We start from the raw sequence: 2,607 nt of genomic DNA on the forward strand, positions 1-2,607 counted from the left end.
GTAAGCGCGCATTTCGTAGCACGCTGCTTCCGTAGGCATTGCGGCCATCATAGTTGACGCTGGACGAGACAGGCCACCGCAGCGACGTCGGCGGGTCAGGCTTGTCTTTCGAAGTTGAATGGCAGCAGGTCGTCGATATCGGCGTCGTGAGGGCGCTGGGGAAGTTCAGTGAGGACATGGCGTAGCCACGCGAGAGGCTCGACGCCGCAGGCGCGGCAAGTCAGCATCAAGCTGTAGGTGACGGCGCTCGCTCGTGCGCCGTCCACGGTATCGCAGAAGAGCCAGGATTTTCGTCCCGTTGCAAAAACCCTGATGTCGCGTTCGAGAAGGTTGTTATCGATCGGCATCCTGCCGTCTTCGACGTAGCGCGTCAGGTATTCCCACTGGTTGAGGGTGTAGGAGACCGCATCACCAAGCTTGGTGTCGGGCACAACCTTGGGTGCAATGTCATCGAGCCACGCCTTGAGTGCATCCAGGACCGGGACGCTATGTTTCTGGCGGAAGCGGCGCATGTAGCTGGCCTGCGTTTCCCCCTCATCGGGTATTTCGTCCCGCGCCTGCCTTTCGATCCGGTAGAGCTGGTCGAAGAACTTGAGCGCCTGTGCGGGCGGCCCGCCTTGTTTCTTCCTCGCCTTGAGGGCGTCGGCAAAGCGCCGTCTGGCGTGGGCCATGCAGCCCAGATGTGTGGCGCCTTTCAATGTGCGCCACGCCGTATAGCCGTCACTCATCAGGATGCCGCGATAGTCGCCGAGGAAGGCCTGCGGATGTTCCTGCCCGCGACCGGGTTGATAGTCGAACAGTACGATCGGCTGTTCGCTGTCCTCGCTGCTGCGGTAGGCCCACATATACGAAGTGCTGGTAGGGGCCTTGCCCTCCTCCTTGAGCACCTGAACCGTAGTTTCGTCGCCATGAATGACGTCTTGGGACCGAAGCCGCAGCTTCAGGGCGTCAAAGATGCGATGCAGGTGCCTCTCGCTCGTAGCAATCACCCAACGGCCCAGTGCACCGCGGCTGACAGGTACCCCTGCGCGCTCGAAGGTTTGCGCCAGACGATACAGCGGCGTGCCATCGACGTATTTATGAACAAGGGCAAAGGCCAGCGTCGAGGCCGTGGCAATACTGCCCGGCAAGGGCTGTGCGGGCATCGGCGCAATGACAATCGGCGTGGCGATCCCGGTGCGGTCACAATTGCGGCATGCATATTTGGCGCGGGCATTCTGAAGGACCGTGGCCTTCACCTCGATGTGAAGCTGCTCGGTTACCACTTCCCCCATGCGATGCATCCGTTCGCTGCAGCACGGGCAGACCTTCTGGTCGTCGGCGAGGTCATACTCGACGCGCTGGCGCGGCAGGTCGGCAGGAAGTGCTTTGCGCCCGCGCTTCTTCCCTTCAGGCTTTCTCGCCTCCGGCAATCCCGTGTCGGGAAGATCGGCGGCGACCGGCTCATCGACGTCGTCGTGTCCACCGTCGGTATCGTCCTCCAGAGAGGCCTGCTCGGCTTCATTGAAGACACGATCCAGGTGCTTTTCGCTGCGCGGCGCAAAGCGGTGCAACCGCGCCAGCGCCAGTTCCTCCTCAAGCTTCAGGATGCGCCGGGCAAGCGCGTCTCTCTCGGCCGCCAATGCCTCGACCTCAGCGGCTTTCGTCGCCAGAAGCGCCATCAATTCCGCAATAGTGGGGACGCCGCCTCGATCCATCGCAGTCTTGAATCGAAAGCCCGTTCCCGCGTCAACCGCCTTCAACCGACAAACTGATATTGCCGCACCGGATGAGGGACCATCGCGTCAATATCGATCCCGTCGAGCAGCCATCGCAATTGCTCCGCGGTGAGCACCACCACCGTTTCCGCTCGTTTGGGCCATCGGAACTTGTCCTCCGTCAACGCCTTGAGCACCAATACAAAGCCCGACCGGTCAAAGAACAGCAGCTTCATCCGGGTCCGGCGCCGGTTGCAAAAGGCAAACGCCGCGCGCTCGAACGGATTGAGGCCCATCGACTGCTCGACCAGGATCGCAAGGCTGTTGATCCCACAGCGAAAGTCGATCGGATCCCGGTGGAGATAGACGCGCAGATCTTCAGCGAGCCGGAACATGGCAATGCCCCAGCGCATCGATCATCACCACCAGCAACTGCGCGTCACACCCCTCCAGCGTCAGCGATACGCCATTTGGCATCGACGCCTGCAACCGCACTGACGGTACCAATCCCGCAGACCAGGGCGCGATCCCACCAGTGTGTCGCTCCGCAGGCGCCGGAGACGTCTCCACCCGGATAAACGCCGACGGATCCGGCAACTGCCCCGTGCTCCGCTGCCCGTTCGCACTCTGCCGCTCCTGATACTTCCTGACCCATTTGCGCAGTTGGTTGGCGTTGACACCATGCTCCAGCGCAAGCCTCGCCACCGATATGCCCGGCTCGAGGCACGCCTCGATCAACCGTGCCTTCCCCGCCCGACCATAATAGCGCCGGCCGTTACTCGTCACCCTCACAACCTCGAGCCCATAGGGGCCCATCGGTGCCAACTCCATGTGTCCACCTCTTCCTTGGTGGACACATCCTTCACACCGCGTCACTCAACCGAACAGGTGCGCGGAATTTCGCGCTTAC

The 2,607-nt window shown here is 61.9% G+C and carries 3 protein-coding genes; all 3 read right to left on the reverse strand.

Going from position 1 to position 2,607, the window contains the following annotated elements; all coding sequences use genetic code 11:
* Positions 1–95: 95 nt before the first annotated feature.
* From AX703_RS25205 to AX703_RS25215, 3 genes are read right to left on the reverse strand one after another with little or no spacing between them, the layout of a single operon-like run.
* Complete coding sequence (locus AX703_RS25205; RefSeq protein WP_062348190.1) at positions 96–1,697, reverse strand: IS66 family transposase; 1,602 nt, start codon at positions 1,695–1,697, stop codon at positions 96–98.
* Between the two features lie 41 nt (positions 1,698–1,738).
* Positions 1,739–2,110: an IS66 family insertion sequence element accessory protein TnpB gene (gene tnpB / locus AX703_RS25210; protein WP_082734808.1), complete on the reverse strand. Its 372-nt coding sequence runs from the start codon at positions 2,108–2,110 to the stop codon at positions 1,739–1,741.
* Positions 2,076–2,483, reverse strand: coding sequence for a transposase (locus tag AX703_RS25215; protein ID WP_231735702.1), 408 nt, complete (start codon positions 2,481–2,483; stop codon positions 2,076–2,078). Before AX703_RS25215 ends, tnpB begins: the two co-directional genes overlap by 35 nt.
* Positions 2,484–2,607: the final 124 nt, after the last annotated feature.

Origin of the sequence: Novosphingobium sp. CCH12-A3 (genome assembly GCF_001556015.1) — a bacterium.
GTDB lineage: Bacteria > Pseudomonadota > Alphaproteobacteria > Sphingomonadales > Sphingomonadaceae > Novosphingobium > Novosphingobium subterraneum.